The organism is Marinobacter persicus (genome assembly GCF_900114155.1).
In the GTDB taxonomy this organism is placed as follows: domain Bacteria; phylum Pseudomonadota; class Gammaproteobacteria; order Pseudomonadales; family Oleiphilaceae; genus Marinobacter; species Marinobacter persicus.
On the sequence record NZ_FOSC01000010.1, the window covers coordinates 24,318 to 42,515 of the forward strand.

The following is an 18,198-nucleotide window of genomic DNA, read 5'->3' on the forward strand; positions in this document are numbered from 1 at the left end:
CTCAATAGCCCATGGCCGATGAGGTGCTTCGTCTTGGGTCGGCACCACCATAAAGCGTGCCTTCAGGGCCTATCAAAATGCTCTGGCTCGCCCCCATGGCCCGGCTTGTGGTGATTGTGTGGCCTCGCGCCTGCAAAAGTTCAATGGTGTCGCGGCTGAAACCCTGCTCCACGAGAATTTCGTCTGGCAGCCACTGGTGGTGCATGCGCGGGGCGCTCACGGCGCTCTGTATATTCATATTATGGTCGATCACGTTCATCAGCACCTGCAATGTGGTGGTGATGATCCGGGAGCCGCCCGGGCTGCCGGTCACCAGATAGTTGCGACCGTCCTTGCGCACGATGGTGGGCGACATGGAGCTGAGCATGCGTTTGCCGGGTTCAATCTTGTTGGCTTCGCCGCCGATCAGGCCGTAGGCATTGGGTACGCCGGGTTTGGCGCTGAAATCGTCCATCTCGTTATTGAGCAGGAAACCCGCACCGGTCACGGTGATGCCCGAGCCGTAGCTGAAGTTGATGGTGTAGGTGTTGGACACGGCGTTACCCCAGCGGTCCACCACTGAAAAGTGGGTGGTTTCCGGGCTTTCCCAGGGCGCCGGGTTGCCGGCCTGGATGTCCTCGGCCGGTCTGGCTCTGTCAGGATCAATGGTGGCCTGCAGGGCGGAAGCATAGCCCTTGCTGGTGAGTCCGGTCAGCGGTACCTCGACAAAATCGGTGTCACCCAGGTATTGGGCGCGGTCCGCGTAGGCCAGTTTCATGGCTTCGGCCATGTGGTGAACGGTCTCTGCGGAGTTGTGGCCCATGTCGCCGATGGGGTAGTGCTCCAGGATGTTCAGGATCTGTACGATGTGGGTGCCGCCTGAGGAGGGCGGCGACATGGAGTAGATGTCGTGCCCCCGGTAAGTGCCGTGCACCGGTTTACGAATGGCCGGTTGGTAGGCTTTCAGGTCGTCCAGGGTGATCAGCCCGTCATGGCGCCGCATTTCCTCGACAATCAGGCGGGCGGTTTCGCCCTCGTAGAAGCCCTCGGGGCCCTGGTCGGCAATGCGCTGCAGGGTGTCGGCCAGTTCCGGTTGTTTGAAGAGGCTGCCTGGCCGGGGAGCGGAACCGTCCTCGTTATAGAACGTCGCCCTGGTGGCGGGCCAGCGTTCAAGGCGCTCCCGGGCCTGCTCCAGGCCTTCGGTGAAACGGTGGGGCACCACAAACCCCTCCCGTGCCAGTTCGATGGCCGGCGCCAGCGCCTGTTCCAGTGAAAGAGTGCCGTGGCGTTCCAGTGCCAGCGCCAGTCCGGCAACGGTGCCCGGTACACCGGCGGCCTGATGGCTGAAGCGGCTGCGCTGCTGGACCACTTCTCCGTCTTCATTCTGGAACAGGGTTTCGGTCGCGGCTTTCGGTGCGGTTTCCCGGTAGTCGATGGCTTCCGGGGCTCCACCATCGCCGGGAGCGTAGAGCAGGAAACCACCGCCGCCGATGTTGCCGGAGCGAGGTTGGGTAACGGCGAGTGCGAACCCGGCGGTGACCGCCGCGTCCATGGCATTGCCACCGTTTTTCAGGACGTTCAGGGCGATTTCCGTGGCCAGTGTGTGGCTGGTGGCGACCATGCCCTGGGTGCCCTGGACGGGGTGGAAGCGTTCGCCTTCCAGAATGGCCTGGGCATGAGCATTTCCGGCTCCCAGGAGGAGGCTTGCCAACAGCACGACCGGCAGGCTCCACCGTTGCTCTGGCAGGATTTTCTGAATGAGTCTGTTCATCGGTGGCACTCCTCGTTTCTGGCTCTCAGATAGGCTATCATAGCCGGTCATTTTTACCGGTGCGTGCCGATCGTCACCGCGGGCGGTTGTCTGTGGTTTTCTGTCGCACCTGCTTTCCCGGATTCAAGTTAAGGAAAGGCTTCATGGAGCATACCTATCGTCTTGTTATTTCCTGCCCGGACAGGGTGGGAATTGTTGCCAAGGTGAGTAACTTCCTGTCCACCTACAATGGCTGGATTACCGAGGCGAGCCATCACTCAGACACCCAGTCCGGCTGGTTCTTCATGCGGCACGAGATCAAGGCCGAGTCGATCCCGTTCGGGCTGGAGCAGTTCCGCACGGCCTTCGAACCCATTGCCCGCGAGTTCAACATGAGCTGGCATATTGCCGATTCGGCCCGTCCCAAGCGGGTGATCCTGATGTGCAGCAAGGAATCCCATTGCCTGGCGGATCTGCTGTACCGCTGGCACAGCAAGGAGCTGAACGCGGAAATTGTGGCGGTGATTTCCAACCACGATGACCTGCGCCGGATGGTGGAGTGGCATGACATTCCCTACCACCACATTCCGGTGAGCAAGGAAAACAAGGCCGAAGCCTTCCGTCATGTCGAGGAGCTGTTCGAGCACTACGAAACCGACGTGGTGGTGCTGGCCCGCTACATGCAGATCCTGCCCGAGGACCTGTGCGACAAATACGCCGGCAAGGTGATCAACATTCACCACAGCTTCCTGCCGTCGTTCGCCGGTGCCCGTCCTTACCACCAGGCCTACAGCCGGGGTGTGAAGTTGATCGGCGCCACCTGCCACTATGTGACGCAGGACCTGGACGAAGGGCCGATCATCGAGCAGGACGTGATCCGCATCAGCCACAGCGACTCCATCGATGACATGGTGCGTCTGGGTAAAGATGTCGAGAAAAACGTGTTGGCGCGCGGTCTGCGGGCGCACATTGAAGACCGGGTGATTACCTACGAAAACAAAACCGTGGTCTTCGACTGACAGCTGCTTCGGGGCCCCGCCAGGGGGCCAGCTGTGGTATGCTTGGCAGCTTGTTGAAGAATAAATCCGGTGCCTTGCGGGGCACACGGTACGACTTCCAGATAACGCAAAGGAACCTTTCTCGATGGGTGAGTTAGCCAAAGAGATCCTGCCGGTCAATATTGAAGACGAACTGAAACAGTCCTACCTGGATTACGCCATGAGCGTGATCATCGGGCGGGCACTGCCAGACGTGCGGGATGGCCTCAAGCCGGTGCACCGGCGGGTCTTGTTTGCCATGTCCGAGTTGGGCAATGACTGGAACAAGCCGTACAAGAAATCGGCCCGTGTGGTCGGTGATGTTATTGGTAAATACCACCCGCACGGCGACTCCGCGGTCTACGACACCATTGTTCGTATGGCCCAGCCGTTCTCTTTGCGTTATCCGCTGGTGGATGGCCAGGGTAACTTCGGTTCCATCGACGGCGACAACGCCGCCGCCATGCGTTACACCGAAATCCGCATGGAGAAAATCTCCCATTCGCTGCTGGCGGATCTGGACAAGGAAACGGTGGATTACGTCGATAACTACGACGGCACCGAGAAAATTCCGGAAGTGCTGCCCACCCGCGTTCCCAATCTGCTGGTGAATGGCTCCTCCGGTATTGCCGTGGGCATGGCCACCAACATTCCGCCCCACAACCTGACGGAAGTGATCAACGGCTGCCTGGCATTGATCGACAACCCGGACCTGACCATCGATGAGCTGATGGAATACATTCCCGGCCCGGATTTTCCCACACAGGGCATCATCAACGGCCGTGCCGGCATCGTGGAAGCCTATCGCACCGGTCGTGGCCGCATTTATATCCGTGCCCGCCATGAGATTGAGCAGGACAAGAAAACCGGTCGTGAATCGATCATCATCACCGAGCTGCCGTACCAGCTCAACAAGGCCCGCCTGATCGAGAAAATCGCCGAGCTGGTGAAAGAAAAGCGCCTTGAAGGCATCACCGAACTGCGCGACGAATCCAACAAGGAAGGTATCCGGGTGGTGATCGAGCTGCGTCGCGGCGAGAACCCGGAAGTGGTGGTCAACAACCTGTTTGCCCACACCCAGCTGCAGACTGTGTTCGGCATCAACATGGTGGCGCTGCTTAACGGCGAGCCCAAGACACTGAACCTGAAGGACATGCTGGACGCGTTCCTGCGTCATCGCCGGGAAGTGGTCACCCGCCGGACCATCTACGAGCTGCGCAAGGCTCGCGAGCGTGGCCACATTCTCGAAGGCCTGACCGTGGCGCTGGCCAACATCGATGAAATCATCGAGCTGATTCGTCAGTCCCCGTCCGCCGCCGAAGCGAAAGAAAAGCTGATGGACAAGGGCTGGGCACCAGGCGATGTGCTGGCCATGCTGGAGCGCGCCGGCGAAGACGCCTGCCGCCCGGACGACCTGCCAGAGTACTATGGCCTGCGTGACGGCCTGTACCACCTGTCACCGGAACAGGCCCAGGCCATCCTGGATTTGCGCCTGCACCGCCTGACCGGTCTGGAGACCGAAAAGCTCCAGAAGGAATACAAGGAAATTCTCGAGAAAATCGCCGATCTGATGGATATCCTGGGCGACCCGGACCGCCTGCTGCAGGTGATCCGCGAGGAATTGGAAGCTATCGTCAACGATTACGGCGACGAGCGCCTGACTGAAATCACCAGCTCCCAGCGCGACCTGACCATCGCCGACCTGATTGATGAAGAAGACCTGGTGGTGACCATTTCCCACAATGGCTACGCCAAGACCCAGGCGGTGGAAGACTACCAGGCCCAGCGCCGTGGTGGCCGGGGCAAGGCTGCCACTTCGATGAAAGACGAAGACTTCATTGAAAAGCTGCTGGTGGCCAACTCCCACGACACCATCCTGTGCTTCTCCAACCGGGGCAAGGTGTACTGGCTGCGGGTGTTCGAGATTCCACGGGGCAGCCGTGGCTCCCGGGGCCGGCCGATGGTCAACATCCTGCCGCTGGACGAGGGTGAACGTATTACCACCTTCCTGCCGGTGAAGGATTACCCGGAAGACCAGTTTGTGCTGATGGCCACCTCCAACGGTGTGGTCAAGAAGACCCCGCTGCCGAACTTCTCCCGTCCGCGCAGCAGCGGCCTGATCGCCCTGAACCTGGATGAAGGGGACACCCTGATTGGCGCGGCGATTACCGATGGCAATGCCGAGATCATGCTGTTCTCCTCCGCCGGCAAGGCGGTACGCTTCGCCGAGGAACAGGTGCGCCCGATGAGCCGGACAGCTCGCGGTGTGCGCGGTATCAAGATGCCGGAAGGCCACCACGTGGTTTCCCTGATCATTCCTCAGGAAGGTGGCGTGATCCTGACCGCCAGTGAACATGGCTACGGCAAGCGCACCGCCATTGATGAGTTCCCGGCCTACAGTCGTGGCAGTCAGGGCGTGATTGCCATGCAGTGCTCCGAGCGTAACGGCAACCTGGTGCGGGCGCTGCAGCTGTTCGAGGGTGACCAGATGATGCTGATTTCCGACAAGGGCACGCTGGTGCGCACCGGCACCGACGAAGTCTCCATTCTCAGCCGGAACACCCAGGGCGTGCGCCTGATCCGCCTGGCCCAGGAAGACGAGCGCCTGGTGGGCGTGGAGCGGATTGCCGAATCCGATGATGAAGAAGAAGTAGAAGGCGAGGAAAGCGAAGAATGAGCAGGGCGTTTAACTTCTGTGCCGGGCCGGCCACCTTGCCGGAAGCCGTGCTGAAACAGGCACAGTCCGAGATGCTGGACTGGCGGGGCACCGGCATGTCGGTGATGGAGATGAGTCATCGCAGTGATGAGTTTGTCAATATTGCCGAAACCGCCGAGCAGGACCTGCGCGAGCTGGCCGGCATTTCCGACGACTACGCCGTGCTGTTCATGCAGGGCGGGGCGTCCAGCCAGTTTGCCACCATCCCGCTGAACCTGCTGGGCGACAAGACCTCTGCCGACTACGTGAACACCGGCATCTGGTCGAAAAAAGCCATCGCCGAGGCAAAACGCTACGCGGATGTGAACGTGGCGGCCAGCTCCGAGGATACCGGCTTCACCACCATCCCGGAGCAGTCCGTCTGGAACACCCGCGCCGATGCCGCCTACCTGCATTACACGCCGAACGAAACCATTGGCGGTCTGGAGTATGATTTTATTCCGGACAGCGGCGACGTGCCGCTGGTGGCCGATATGTCCTCCACCATGCTGTCGCGCCCGGTGGACGTTAACAAGTTCGGCCTGATTTACGCCGGCGCCCAGAAAAACATCGGGCCCTCCGGCCTGGTGGTGGTGATCATCCGCAAGGATCTGCTGGGCAAGGCGCGCCAGCAAACGCCGACCATGATGAACTATCAGGTCATCGCCGATAACGGCTCCATGTACAACACCCCGGCCACCTATTCCTGGTATCTCGCCGGGCTGGTGTTCAAGTGGCTGAAAGAGCAGGGCGGCGTTCAGGCCATGGGCGAGATCAACGCCCGCAAGGCCCGCAAGCTCTATGACTTTATTGATGGCAACGACTTCTACGCCAACCCGATTGATCCGCGCTTCCGCTCCTGGATGAACGTGCCGTTCACCCTGGCCGACGACGCCCTGAACAGCGAGTTCCTGAAAGGTGCGGACGCCCGTGGCCTGCTGAACCTGAAAGGCCACCGCTCGGTGGGCGGCATGCGGGCCAGCATTTACAACGCCATGCCGGAGGAAGGCGTGGACGCGTTGATCGATTACATGGCGGAATTTGCGAAGGAGCGTGGCTGATCATGACCGATGAAGCGACCCGCCTGGGGGAACTGCGCAAGGAGATCGACAGTCTGGATCAGCAGATCATGGCACTGATCAGCAAGCGCGCGGAGTGTGCCCAGGAAGTGGCCCACGTGAAAATGGCGGCCAACCCGGGCGAAGACGTGTTTTTCTACCGCCCGGAGCGTGAGGCCCAGGTGCTGCGCCGGATCAAGGAGCAGAACCCGGGGCCACTGGCGGACGAGGAAATGGCCCGGCTGTTCCGGGAGATCATGTCTGCCTGCCTGGCGCTGGAGAAACCGATGCACATCGCATTTCTGGGGCCGATTGGCACCTTTACCCAGGCGGCTGCGCTCAAGCACTTTGGTCATTCGGTTGTGAGCGTGCCCTTGCCGGCCATTGATGCGGTGTTCCGGGAAGTGGAATCTGGTGCCGCTCATTATGGCGTGGTACCGGTGGAGAACTCCACCGAGGGCATGATCAACCACACCCTGGACATGTTCATGTCCTCGCCCCTGAAGATCTGTGGTGAGGTCCAGCTTCGCATTCATCATCACCTGCTGGTGAACCCGGCCCACGAAGGCCAGGAAATCACCCGCATCTATTCCCACCAGCAGTCGTTTGCCCAGTGCCGCAAGTGGCTGGATGCCAACCGTTACGGGGTTGAGCGCATTACCGTTTCCAGCAACGCCGAAGCGGCCCGGCGCGCGGCGGAAGAGCCGGGCACGGCCGCCATTGCCGGTGACATGGCGGCGGAGTTGTATGGTCTGGAAAAGCTGGCCAACAGTATCGAGGACCGGCCGGACAACACCACGCGCTTTTTGATCATCGGCCGCGAGGAAGTGCCGGCCAGCGGTCACGACAAATCCTCCATCCTGGTGTCCATGCGCAACAAGCCCGGTGCGCTCTACCAGTTGCTTGAGCCGTTCCACAAGCACAACATCAGTTTGACCCGCATCGAAACCCGACCCTCGCCCAGCGGCACCTGGGCTTACGTGTTCTACATTGATTTCGAGGGTCACATGGAGGACGACACCGTACACCGGGTGCTGTCCGAGATTGACGACGAGGCCGTTGAGCTGAAGCGCCTGGGGTCTTACCCGATAGGCGTACTTTGAGCCCGAGAGAATCGAACCCGAAGGAGTCTTGTTATGGCAGTGGATTACCAGAGTCTCGCAGTGAAAGGTGTTCAGGCTCTGTCTCCGTATCAGCCGGGCAAGCCGATTGACGAACTGGCCCGTGAGCTTGGGCTGGACCCGGCGGAAATCATCAAGCTGGCCAGCAACGAGAATCCGTTGGGCCCGAGTGAGAAGGCCCTGGCGGCTGCCAAGAAGGCGTTGGAGTCCATTTGCCTGTACCCGGACGGTAACGGTTTCGACCTGAAACAGGCGTTGGCCAAACGTTTCGGTGTTGGCATGGACCAGCTGACGCTGGGTAATGGTTCCAACGACGTGCTGGAAGTGATTGCCCGCTGTTTCGCCGATGCGAACAGCGAAATCATCTACTCTCAATATGCGTTTGCCGTGTATCCGCTGGCCACGCTGGCCATTGGCGCCAAAGGCGTGGAAGTGCCGGCGAAAGACTGGGGCCACGATCTGGACGCCATGGCGGAGGCGGTGACCGACCGCACCAAGCTGATTTTCGTGGCCAACCCGAACAATCCCACTGGCACCGTTCATACCGCCGATGCCATCGAAGCGTTTCTGGACAGGATCCCGGAGCGGGTTCTGGTGGTACTTGACGAAGCCTACTGTGAATACCTGACGGGTGATGAATACCCGGATGGCATCAAACTGCTTGAGCGTTACCCGAACCTGATTACCTGCCGTACTTTTTCCAAGGCCTGGGGGCTGGCGGGGCTGCGGGTAGGTTACGCCGTCAGTTCGCCGGCCATTGCCGATATTCTCAACCGGGTACGCCAGCCGTTCAACGTCGACTCTCCGGCGTTGGCCGCCGCCACGGCCGTGCTGGAGGATGAGGACTATCTGCGGCGTTCCCGTGAGGTGAACGCGGCGGGGCTGAAGCAACTGTGTGATGGCTTCGATAACATGGGGTTGTCTTACATCCCCTCCGCCGGCAACTTCGTGGCGGTGGAAGTGGGGCCTCAGGCCCAAAGCGTGTATCACTCCTTGCTGGAACACGGCGTGATTGTCCGTCCCATTGCCGGTTATGGCATGCCCGAGCATTTACGGGTTTCGGTTGGGCTGGCCAAAGAAAACGAACACTTCCTCGACGTTCTGGCCGAAGCGCTCAGCTCCGGTGGAGAGGAGGGCTGAGGTGGCGCAAGGGGAGCCCTTGTTTGCCCGTGTTGCCATCATCGGGCTTGGCCTGATCGGCGGCTCTATGGCGGCGGCGATTCGCCAGAACCGTCTGGCCGGAGAGGTGGTCGGTTACGACCAGCGGGCGGATGAATTGGCGGTGGGCGTTGCCAATGGCGTTATTGATGCCGCCGCGCCCTCGCTGGAGCAGGCCGTTACCGGGAGTGACCTGGTGGTTCTCGCGGTGCCGGTGCGGGCCATGCGTACGGTGTTGGCCGAGATCAGGCCCTACCTGGACGCCAAGGCCGTGTTGACCGATGTTGGCAGCACCAAGACCAGTTTTGTCCAGGATGTCGAAGCGGTTTTCGGCGAGCTGTCTCCCCATGTGATTCCGGGGCACCCCATCGCCGGCTCGGAGAAAAGTGGTGTGGCTGCCGCCAACCCCGAACTGTTCGTCAACCACAAGGTGATCCTCACTCCGGCGGACAACGCAGACGGAAGGGATGTTGAGCGCCTGAAGGGCCTTTGGGAAGGTTGTGGTGCCACGGTTCTGACCATGTCGGTGGCCTATCACGACGAGGTGCTGGCCGCCACCAGCCATTTGCCGCACCTGATCGCCTTCTCGCTGGTGGACACGCTGGCCGGCGAAGACGAGAACATGGATATCTTCCGTTATGCCGCCGGTGGCTTCCGGGACTTTACCCGCATTGCCGCCAGCGACCCGGTGATGTGGCACGATATTTTTCTGTCAAACCGGGAGGCCGTTCTCCGGGTGATTGACCACTTTACCAAGGATCTTGACCAACTCCGCAGTGCCATTGCCGAGGGCGATGGCGCGACTTTGCTGCGGGTTTTCAGTCGCGCCAAGGCGGCGCGGGAACACTTTTCGAAAATGCTTTCAGGGCAGGCGTACGTGACTAACAACAGCAACAAGCAGGTGACTTTCCATCTTCAACCCGGCGGTTCGGTGCGCGGGGATATCCGTGTACCGGGTGACAAGTCCATGTCCCACCGTTCGATCATGCTCGGTGCCCTGGCGGAGGGTATCACCGAGGTTAAAGGTTTTCTGGAAGGGGAAGACAGCCTGGCCACCCTGCAGGCGTTCCGGGATATGGGCGTCACCATCGAGGGCCCGGAGAACGGCTTTGTTCGCATTCACGGTGTTGGCATGCATGGTTTGCAGGCTCCGCGCGGTCCGCTGTATCTGGGTAATTCCGGCACCGCTATGCGCCTGTTCACCGGCCTGCTGGCGGCCCAGCCGTTTGATTCGGAACTCACCGGCGACACCAGCCTGTCCAAGCGCCCGATGGGCCGTGTGGCCGATCCGCTGCGGGCCATGGGCGCCGTAATCGATACCGCCGAGGGCGGGCGCCCACCGCTGAAAATTCGCGGTGGTCAGCCGCTGGCCGGCATTCACTACGAAATGCCGGTAGCCAGTGCCCAGGTTAAATCCTGTTTGCTGCTGGCCGGGCTGTACGCCGATGGTGTTACCTCTGTCACCGAGCCGGCGCCGACCCGTGACCACACCGAGCGCATGCTGGAAGGCTTTGGTTACCATGTGCATCGCGACGGTGCCACCGCCAGCGTGACCGGTGGTGGAAAGCTGACCGCCTGCGCCATCGATGTGCCGGCGGACATTTCCTCGGCGGCATTTTTCCTGGTGGCCGCGAGCATTGCTGAGGGTTCCGACCTTACGTTGCGCCATGTGGGAATGAACCCGACCCGTGTCGGGGTGATCAATATCCTGCGCCGGATGGGGGCTGATATTGAGGTGCTGGAAGAGCGTGAGATTGGCGGAGAGCCGGTAGCCGATTTGCGGGTACGGTCTGCTCATCTGAAGGGGATTGATATCCCGGAAGACCAGGTGCCGCTGGCCATCGACGAGTTCCCGGTGCTGTTTATCGCTGCGGCCTGTGCCGAGGGCCGCACCATTCTGCGTGGTGCCGAGGAGTTGCGGGTCAAAGAAAGCGACCGGATCCAGGTGATGGCGGACGGGCTGGCGGCGTTGGGGGTGGAAACCACCGTGACACCGGACGGCATTATCATTGATGGCGGCCAGGAAATTGGCGGTGGCACCATTGAAAGCCATGAGGATCACCGTATTTCCATGTCGTTTGCCGTGGCATCGTTGCGGGCCTCCGGCCCCATCCGGATTAACGACTGTGCCAATGTGGCCACGTCGTTCCCCGGTTTTGTCGAGCTGGCAAAACAGACCGGCATTCGTATTACCACAGAAGGCAGTGAATCATGAGTGATAGCAAGGCGCCGGTAATTGCCGTTGATGGCCCCGGCGGGGCAGGAAAAGGCACCATTACCCAGATGCTGGCCCGTGAGCTTGGCTGGCATCTGCTCGACAGCGGTGCGCTGTACCGGCTGACCGCGCTGGCCGCTACCCGCCAAGGCGTGGCGCTTGATGATGAACCGGCACTGGTGCGGGTGGCGGCTGGTCTTGATGTGGCCTTTGAGCCGGGCGAGGCTGGCGAGCCGGTTCGTGTCCTGCTGGACGGCATTGACGTGACCACCGAGATCCGCACTGAGAGCTGCGGCAACAATGCCTCGCGGGTGGCGGTTATGCAGCCGGTGCGCGATGCTCTGCTCCAGCGCCAGCGGGATTTCCGGCAGGCGCCGGGGCTGGTCGCCGATGGCCGCGACATGGGCACCGTGGTGTTTCCCGAAGCTCCGGTGAAAATTTTCCTGACGGCCAGTGCCGAGGAGCGTGCCCGGCGACGTTTTAACCAGTTGAAGGACGCCGGTGCCGATGTTAGTATGCAGGATCTTTTAGACGAGATCCGGGCGCGTGATGAGCGGGATATGAACCGCGCAGCCGCCCCTCTCAAGCCTGCGGATGATGCGCAAGTCATTGATTCAACAGGTTTGAGCATAAAAGAGGTGTTTGACAGGTGTATGGCCGCTGCAGGTCAGGCCTGACTGCACCTTTTTGTCGTTGAAATGCCGGAACAGCGTTAATTGCCAGCCCGTGGCTGATTCCGGACATCGTTAACAGACCGTGTTGCTGGCGGCACGGAGTACACTTGCGTTGATCACATAGGACACATAATGAGCGAGAGCTTTGCGGATCTTTTTGAAGAAAGCCTGAAAGAAATTGACATGCAACCGGGTTCCATTGTTCAGGGAACCGTAGTTGACGTCGACAACGACTGGGTCACCGTTAACGCCGGACTGAAGTCCGAAGGCGTTATCCCCGCCTCCCAGTTCCTCAATGAAAAAGGCGAGTTGGAAGTAGCTGTCGGCGATGTTGTCGATGTGGCTCTCGATGCTGTTGAAGACGGCTTCGGCGCAACCCGTCTGTCCCGCGAGAAGGCCAAGCGTGCCGAAGCGTGGAAAGTACTGGAGAAGTCCTTCGAGGCTGAAGAAGTTGTTAAGGGCGTGATCAATGGCAAGGTCAAGGGCGGTTTCACTGTCGACCTGTCTGGCATCCGCGCCTTCCTGCCGGGTTCCCTGGTAGACGTTCGTCCGGTTCGCGACACCGCGCACCTGGAGAACAAAGAGCTGGAATTCAAGGTTATCAAGCTGGACCAGAAGCGCAACAACGTGGTTGTTTCCCGTCGTGCCGTTCTGGAAGCTGAAAACAGCGAGCAGCGCGAAGCTCTGCTGGAAACCCTGACCGAAGGTCTGGAAATCAAGGGTATCGTCAAGAACCTGACCGACTACGGCGCGTTCGTGGATCTGGGCGGCGTTGACGGCCTGCTGCACATCACCGATATGGCCTGGAAGCGCATCAAGCATCCGAGCGAAATCGTGAACGTTGGTGACGAAATCAACGTGAAAGTGCTGAAGTTTGACCGCGAGCGTAACCGCGTTTCCCTGGGTCTGAAGCAGCTGGGCGAAGATCCGTGGGTAGATATCAAGGGTCGTTACCCGGAAGGTACCCGTGTTACCGCACGCGTAACCAACCTGACCGACTACGGCTGCTTTGCCGAGCTGGAAGAGGGTGTTGAAGGTCTGGTACACGTGTCCGAAATGGACTGGACCAACAAGAACATCCATCCGTCCAAGGTTGTTCAGGTAGGTGACGAAGTTGAAGTGATGATCCTGGACATCGACGAAGAGCGTCGTCGTATCTCCCTGGGTATCAAGCAGTGCATCGCCAACCCGTGGGAAGAGTTCTCCACGAACTTCAACAAGGGCGACCGCATCACTGGCAAGATCAAGTCCATCACTGACTTCGGTATCTTCATTGGCCTGGACGGCGGCATTGACGGTCTGGTTCACCTGTCCGACATCAGCTGGAACGAGACCGGCGAAGAAGCCGTACGTGAGTACAAGAAGGGCGACGAAGTTGAGACCGTTATCCTGTCTGTTGACCCGGAGCGCGAGCGCATCTCCCTGGGCATCAAGCAGCTGGAAAGCGATCCGTTCGCCGAGTTTGTACAGCTGAACGACAAGGGCTCCATCGTTAAGGGCACCGTATCTGCAGTTGACGCCAAGAGCGCCACTGTTGCCCTGAACGACGAGGTTGAAGCGGTACTGAAAGCGTCTGAAATCAGCCGTGATCGTGTGGAAGACGCACGTAACGCACTGAAGGAAGGCGAAGAAGTTGAAGCGAAGATCATCAGCATCGATCGCAAGAACCGCGTTATCAACCTGTCCATCAAGTCGAAGGACGTTGAAGACGACAAGCAGGCGCTGGATAACGTGCGTGCCAAAGCTGCGGAAACCTCTGGTGCGACCACCATTGGTGACCTGATCAAGGAACAGATGCAGCAGCAGAATTCCGATAACGACTAAAAGTCGACCGGGATCAAAAAACGGGCTCTAAGAGCCCGTTTTTTTTGTGTTTTTTTCTGGTTTGGCTAAACTAGAGGCAATAGTATCCGGTAAGCGTCACGGAACAATAACGACAGAGGGAAAGCCTCATGACAAAGTCCGAACTGGTTGAACTGATTGCCTCGAAACAGACCCAGTTGTCTGTAAAGGATGTCGAGCTCTCGGTTAAGAGCATTATCGAGCATATGTCCCAGTCTCTGGCCGATGGGCAGAGGATTGAAATACGGGGGTTTGGCAGCTTTTCACTTCATTACCGGGAAGCCCGTGTCGGCCGCAACCCGAAAACCGGCGAGTCCGTGCAACTGCCCGCCAAATATGTGCCGCACTTCAAGCCCGGCAAGGAGCTGAGGGAGCAGGTTAACGAAAGCATGAAAAAAGGCTTTTGACGCATGGCAGGATTGCAGAAAATCCTCATCACTGTTCTGGTACTGGCGTTGATTCTTGTGGCGCTGGTTTTCTCACTGAATAACCAGACAGACGTTTCTCTCAATTTCCTTCTGTTCGAAACGCGTCCTCACGGCGTGGCCGTCTGGATTATCATGGCGTTTGTCATTGGGGCGCTGTGTGGCTTGCTGTTGACCTTGCTGGCCACGTTCCGTAGCCAGGTATCCCGTCGCAGCTTGAAAAAGCAGCTCGAAAAGGCTGAAAAGGCGCTGGAGAAATCCAGGGCTGAAAACGACCGGGCGCTTTGATGGAAATGATCTGGAAATGGTTGCTGGTGACAGCAGCTGTTGCCGCAGGTTGGGCCATAGGCCGGTTTGGTCGGCGATCCGGTTCGGAAAAGGTGATTTCCGACGAGGAATCGGTTCGTGACCGTCTGCAGTTCCTTTTTACCAATTATTCCGATCAGGCCGTTGAGAATTTCGTCCAGTCCCTGGCGGTTAACCGGGACACGGTAAACCTTCATCTTTCCATCGGCAGTCACTTCCGTAACAAGGGCGAGACCGACAGGGCCATCCTGATCCACCAGAACCTGCTCGCCCGTCCCGAGCTGCCCGCCCGTTTTCAGCCCCAGGTCACCTTTGAACTGGCTAGCGACTATCTGAATGCCGGTTTGCTGGACCGGGCGGAAGCCTTGTTGCATCAGTTGATGGGCGATCGGGAGTATGGAGAGCAGGCCTCGAAAACCCTGATTGAGCTTTATCAGCAGGAAAAAGAATGGCAAAAGGCCGCCCAGGTTGCCCGCACACTGCTTCGCGGGCATGCCGACCCCGCAATGGTGAAAACCCTGGCTTATCTGACCTGTGAGCTTTCAGAGCAGGCATTGGCCCGAGACGACCGCTGGGAATCCCAGAAGCTGGCCAAAGAAGCGCTGAACCAGGACCGTGAATGCGTTCGAGCCACGTTTATCCTGACTAGATTGCAGCTGCGTCAGGGTAATTTCCGGGAGGCCGGAAACCAGTGCCTGAAAGTGTTTGACCAGAACCCGCAATTCGGGCCCGAGGCTGTTGACCGGGTGATGAAGATGGAGCGGGAGCATGGCAACCTGGGGCGGCTGTCAAAGAAGCTCAGAAAGCTCTACCAGCAATACCCCAGCACCACGCTGTTGCTGGCGTTGGTGGAATCCGTTGAGCGATCTTCCGGCCGGGTGGCAGCCATCGAATTGTTGCGCGAAGAGCTGGAAAGCCATCCGTCGGTGCGCGGCCTGCTGCGGCTGGTGGAAATGGCCGGCTATGAGAAAGGCATGGCCTCCGACGAGGGCCGGCTTATCAGCCGTATTGGCCATTTGCTGCTGGCCAATCGTCCCGTATACCGTTGCGTGAGTTGCGGCTTCTCCGGCCAGCAGTTGCATTGGCTATGCCCAAGCTGCAAACAATGGGAAACTATACGCCCGATTCAGGGCGTGGAAGCGGAATAACGCCTGAACCCCGAATGTTGAACCTGATACCTGGACTGTAAAACGTGCAAACTCCCCACGACCCAAAGATCATTGTTGCCCTGGATTTTCCCTCCCAAGACCCGGCACTGGCCCTGGTTGACCAGTTGGACCCGAAAAAATGCCGCCTGAAGGTGGGCAAGGAGCTGTTCACCCGCTCGGGTCCGCAATTGGTGGAGGCGCTGCAGGGCAGGGGCTTTGAGGTGTTCCTGGATCTCAAGTTCCACGATATCCCCAATACCACCTCGGCAGCGGTGGCTGCGGCGGCGGACCTGGGTGTGTGGATGGTGAACGTGCATGCCTCCGGTGGCGAGAAGATGATGGCCGCCTGCCGCGAGCGCCTGGAGCCCTATGGCAAGGACAAGCCGCTGCTGATCGCGGTCACTGTGCTGACCAGCATGACTGCGGCAGACTTGGCGGGTATTGGTATTCCAGAGTCCCCGGAAGCGCAGGTGTCCCGCCTGGCCACGTTGACCCGAAATTGCGGTCTGGATGGCGTTGTCTGCTCAGCCCAGGAGGCGCCACGTCTGAAAACGGAGCAGGGCGCGGAGTTCCAGCTGGTCACCCCGGGTATCCGCCCGCTGACCGCCGACAAGGGCGACCAGCAGCGCATCATGACCCCCACCGACGCCCTCAAGGCCGGTTCCGATTACCTCGTAATCGGCCGCCCCATTACCCAGGCGCCTGATCCTCTGGCTGCCCTGGAAGCCATTCATGCTGAGGTGCTTTCGGTCTGACAATTGCGCGGATGTGCCCGCTTATTCTAGGGGGGGCGGCCAACTTGGTTTCCCAGCCTGTTTGTTTCGGAGTAACGGCATGGTGGGACACCCTTTCCAAAAACCGCTACGAGCACCCGCAAGCGGGTCCAGCCAGCAATCACAGATTGCTGTCGTTCGGCTATCGCATGAAGCTTCGCTTCATAAGCGCTCGGCCTCACCCATGTGCGCTTATTTCGGGCCATCCTTGGCCCTCAAAATTTTTGGAAAGGGTGTCCCACCATGCCTTTCTGACCTCGGTAATATCTCATGGCACGTCGGGGTTTTTGGCCAGATAGAAGCTTGGTAGGTGAAAGCCCGGTCGGTGGTCTGATTTAAAGGTGGGCGGGGTGATAGTGATTCGGGGTGCGCTGAAAAGCGCTGGAAAGTGGTTTAGGCCTATAGGGCGGTATTCCGGATGTCAGAATGGCGGGATGGGGAAGGCCTTTCCGAAAATTTCGAAGGCCAAGGATGGCCTGAGAGAAGCGCACATGGATGTGCTCGTAGCGGTTTTCGGAAAGGCCTTCCCCACCCCGTCATCCACCCCAACCACCCAGGCTAGGGCCCCAAGCCAGAAATCAAACTCCAGCAGCCCAGAGGCCAAAACGAAAAAAGCCCGCTAATTCATAGAACTAGCGGGCTTTCGGAATAGTGGCTCCCCGAGCTGGGCTCGAACCAGCGACAAACGGATTAACAGTCCGTTGCTCTACCAACTGAGCTATCGGGGAACATCGTCGTGTGACGAGGCGCGTATATTAAGTACCTTTACCCGCCTCGTCAACCCTCCGGCTAAAACTTTTTAACCCAGGGCTTTCTGCAAACGCTCGATGGCTTTTTCCAGGTTTTCCATGCTCGTGGCAAAGCTCAGGCGCATGTGTCCCGGAGTGCCAAAAGCAGAACCCGGAACCAGGGCAACGCCGGCGTCGGTCAGCAGTTTTTCCGCGAATTCCACATCGGTGCTCACGCCTTCTGCGGCGTCGATGGCGCCCTGGAAGCTTGGGAACACGTAGAAGGTGCCGTCCCCGTGTGGGCATTCCACGCCCGGGAGTTTGTTCAGGGCATCCACCAGCCAGTCGTGGCGTTCCTTGAAGGCTTTGACCATTTCACCCACGCAGGCCTGGTCGCCATCCAGTGCCGCCGTAGCAGCTGCCTGGGAGATGGAGCAGGGGTTGGAGGTGCTCTGGGACTGGATCTTCTTCATGGCACCGATGATCTTGGCCGGGCCCGCGGCGTAGCCGATGCGCCAGCCGGTCATGGAGTAGGCCTTGGACACGCCGTTGAGCACGAAGGTGCGGTCGTACAGCTCGGGGCAGGCGTTCACGATGTTGGCGAACGGCTTGCCGGTCCACAGGATCGGCTCGTACATGTCGTCGGTGGCGATCATGATGTCCGGGTGCTTTTTCAGCACTTCGCCGATGGCCTGCATTTCCTCGAGGGAGTAAGCCATGCCGCTGGGGTTGGACGGGCTGTTGATCACGAACAGGCGGGTGCGCTCGGTGATGGCGTTTTCCAGCTGTTCCGGGGTGATCTTGAAGCGGGTGTCCACGGAGGTTTCGATGATCACCGGCTTGCCTTCGGCCACTTTCACCATGTCCGGGTAGGACACCCAGTAGGGCGCGGGGATAATGGCTTCGTCACCCGGGTTCAGTGTGGCCAGTGCCAGGTTGAAAAAGCTCTGTTTGCCACCACTGCTGACCAGTATCTGGTTGGCTTCGTATTCCAGGCCGTTGTCCCGTTTGAACTTCGCAATAATCGCTTTCTTCAGGGCCGGCGTACCATCCACGGCGGTGTACTTGGTCTGGCCGCTGTTGATGGCCTCGATGGCGGCCTGTTTGATGTGATCAGGGGTGTCGAAGTCGGGTTCGCCAGCACCCAAGCCGATGATGTCCTGGCCTGCGGCACGCAGTTCTGCGGCCTTGTTGGTGACTGCGAGGGTGGGGGAAGGCTTGATGGCCTGTACACGGCTGGAAAGTTGAAGGTCCAAACTTGAGCTCCTTAAAGCTGCGTCTTGTTAGGC

Annotated in this window: 14 protein-coding genes and 1 tRNA gene; 12 read left to right on the plus strand and 3 right to left on the minus strand. The window is 59.4% G+C overall.

From position 1 onward, the window contains the following. Position 1: 1 nt before the first annotated feature. Positions 2 to 1,750: a gamma-glutamyltransferase gene (gene ggt / locus BMZ63_RS11640; RefSeq protein WP_091705703.1), complete on the minus strand. Its 1,749-nt coding sequence runs from the start codon at positions 1,748 to 1,750 to the stop codon at positions 2 to 4. A gap of 143 nt (positions 1,751 to 1,893) precedes the next feature. Between ggt and purU the strand changes: the two genes are divergently transcribed. From purU to pyrF, 12 genes are all read left to right on the plus strand, one after another. After that, positions 1,894 to 2,748 carry a formyltetrahydrofolate deformylase gene (gene purU / locus BMZ63_RS11645; RefSeq protein ID WP_091705705.1) on the plus strand — a complete coding sequence of 285 codons (855 nt, stop codon included), beginning with the start codon at positions 1,894 to 1,896 and terminating at the stop codon, positions 2,746 to 2,748. Between the two features lie 124 nt (positions 2,749 to 2,872). Next, positions 2,873 to 5,443 carry a DNA gyrase subunit A gene (gyrA, locus tag BMZ63_RS11650; RefSeq protein WP_091705706.1) on the plus strand — a complete coding sequence of 857 codons (2,571 nt, stop codon included), beginning with the start codon at positions 2,873 to 2,875 and terminating at the stop codon, positions 5,441 to 5,443. Then, a complete protein-coding gene (gene serC, locus BMZ63_RS11655; RefSeq protein WP_091705708.1) occupies positions 5,440 to 6,522 on the plus strand; it encodes a 3-phosphoserine/phosphohydroxythreonine transaminase in 1,083 nt (360 codons plus the stop codon). The genes gyrA and serC overlap by 4 nt, the downstream gene beginning before the upstream one ends. Before the next feature lie 2 nt (positions 6,523 to 6,524). After that, on the plus strand, positions 6,525 to 7,622 hold the full coding sequence (pheA, locus tag BMZ63_RS11660; RefSeq protein ID WP_091705710.1) for a prephenate dehydratase: 1,098 nt from the start codon (positions 6,525 to 6,527) through the stop codon (positions 7,620 to 7,622). A gap of 33 nt (positions 7,623 to 7,655) precedes the next feature. Beyond that, the gene (hisC, locus tag BMZ63_RS11665; protein ID WP_091705712.1) at positions 7,656 to 8,780 is read left to right on the plus strand and encodes a histidinol-phosphate transaminase; all 1,125 of its coding nucleotides are present in this window, start codon (positions 7,656 to 7,658) and stop codon (positions 8,778 to 8,780) included. A gap of 1 nt (position 8,781) precedes the next feature. After that, a complete protein-coding gene (locus BMZ63_RS11670; protein ID WP_091705714.1) occupies positions 8,782 to 11,013 on the plus strand; it encodes a bifunctional prephenate dehydrogenase/3-phosphoshikimate 1-carboxyvinyltransferase in 2,232 nt (743 codons plus the stop codon). After that, the gene (gene cmk, locus BMZ63_RS11675; RefSeq protein WP_091705716.1) at positions 11,010 to 11,690 is read left to right on the plus strand and encodes a (d)CMP kinase; all 681 of its coding nucleotides are present in this window, start codon (positions 11,010 to 11,012) and stop codon (positions 11,688 to 11,690) included. The genes BMZ63_RS11670 and cmk overlap by 4 nt, the downstream gene beginning before the upstream one ends. Positions 11,691 to 11,819: 129 nt before the next feature. Beyond that, positions 11,820 to 13,511 (plus strand): 30S ribosomal protein S1, encoded by a 1,692-nt coding sequence (rpsA, locus tag BMZ63_RS11680; RefSeq protein ID WP_091705718.1) that lies wholly within the window; start codon positions 11,820 to 11,822, stop codon positions 13,509 to 13,511. A 128-nt stretch (positions 13,512 to 13,639) separates the two neighbouring features. After that, positions 13,640 to 13,936, plus strand: coding sequence for an integration host factor subunit beta (locus BMZ63_RS11685; protein WP_091705719.1), 297 nt, complete (start codon positions 13,640 to 13,642; stop codon positions 13,934 to 13,936). Positions 13,937 to 13,939: 3 nt separating this feature from the next. After that, the gene (locus BMZ63_RS11690; protein ID WP_091705721.1) at positions 13,940 to 14,242 is read left to right on the plus strand and encodes a lipopolysaccharide assembly protein LapA domain-containing protein; all 303 of its coding nucleotides are present in this window, start codon (positions 13,940 to 13,942) and stop codon (positions 14,240 to 14,242) included. Continuing rightward, entirely contained in the window at positions 14,242 to 15,408 is a 1,167-nt protein-coding gene (gene lapB, locus BMZ63_RS11695; RefSeq protein WP_091705723.1) for a lipopolysaccharide assembly protein LapB, read from the plus strand. The genes BMZ63_RS11690 and lapB overlap by 1 nt, the downstream gene beginning before the upstream one ends. Before the next feature lie 44 nt (positions 15,409 to 15,452). Continuing rightward, entirely contained in the window at positions 15,453 to 16,163 is a 711-nt protein-coding gene (pyrF, locus tag BMZ63_RS11700) for an orotidine-5'-phosphate decarboxylase (RefSeq protein WP_091705724.1), read from the plus strand. Positions 16,164 to 16,833: 670 nt separating this feature from the next. Here the strand turns inward: pyrF and BMZ63_RS11710 are convergent. Then, positions 16,834 to 16,909, minus strand: a tRNA-Asn gene (locus BMZ63_RS11710). A 71-nt stretch (positions 16,910 to 16,980) separates the two neighbouring features. Further along, positions 16,981 to 18,165, minus strand: a complete 1,185-nt coding sequence (locus BMZ63_RS11715) for a pyridoxal phosphate-dependent aminotransferase (RefSeq protein ID WP_091705728.1) — start codon at positions 18,163 to 18,165, stop codon at positions 16,981 to 16,983. Between the last annotated feature and the right edge of the window lie 33 nt (positions 18,166 to 18,198).